Here is a 988-nt window from a genome sequence, read left to right on the forward strand (position 1 = left end):
GGTTCCACTCCAGGGTCGGCCCGCCCAGTTCCGGGTCGCGCTTGTTGAACGCGATCACATGATCGACGTCGCAGTCCTTGGCTGGCACCGAGCAGCCCGGGTGGCGGCAGGTGCCGTCGCGTAGCCGGATCCGCTCCGCCATGGCCGGGCTGATCAGGTATCGCAGTGCCTGGTCCGGCGAGTCGACGGCGCCGGGGGCGGGGTCGATGAGCTCGAACCGCACACTGGCCTCATCGCCCTCCAGCAGCTCCGCGCACAACCACTCGAAACTGCTGTACGTGCCGTGGACGAACTCCACCCGGTTCGGCAGACCCCGCACCGCCGAGGCGATCACACTGATCCGGATCGGCACCCCCGCCCGCGCCGCGTTACCGAGAGACGGCCGCGGCAGATCCGCCCCCACCCGCACCTGCCCCAGCTCGATCCCACACTCCTCAGCCACCGCCGCCGCAGCGTCGGCGGTGCCGGTCGCGGCCGCGCCGGTGGTGGCGGTATCGCCGGCGGCGGTGTCGGGCGGGTACACCGCCAGCGCGGCCAGGGCGTCCGCGCGCAACTGATCGATCGGCCGGTCCAACCCGTCCGCGGCCGCCACCGCGGCGTCGGTCTCGATCCGCCGGCGCAGCAACTCCGCATCAGCGGCGGTGAGTTTGGCCCACATCGTGGCCATCCCGTCACGCCCACCGCGGAACCGGACCCGGCGGGTCTGCGCGGCCGCCTCGGCCGCCTCGGCCGCCCCGGCCGGATCGCACCGCTCCACCGCCTCATCGATCGCCGAGTCCACCGCCGGCCGACTCGGCCGATCCCCACCCTCGAGATCGCCGGCGAACCGGGCCAGCACCTCGTCCTCCACATCGGCCACGATCGCATCGGGCACCTCGGCCAGACGGCACGCGATATCGATCGCCATCTGCTCCGGCATCACCCCCCGCGCCACCACCGACGCAAGGCGGGACAAGCGGGTGTGGATCTGCACGCCCGCGGTGACCAG

At 73.1% G+C, this 988-nt stretch carries 1 protein-coding gene; it reads right to left on the reverse strand.

All coding sequences use genetic code 11. The features are described 5' to 3' along the window. On the reverse strand, positions 1 to 988 hold a 988-nt coding region (locus tag DPA01S_RS16070; RefSeq protein WP_157076995.1), incomplete at both ends, for an HNH endonuclease signature motif containing protein.

It is taken from the genome of Dietzia papillomatosis NBRC 105045, from assembly GCF_001570845.1.
GTDB classification, from domain to species: Bacteria; Actinomycetota; Actinomycetes; order Mycobacteriales; family Mycobacteriaceae; genus Dietzia; species Dietzia cinnamea.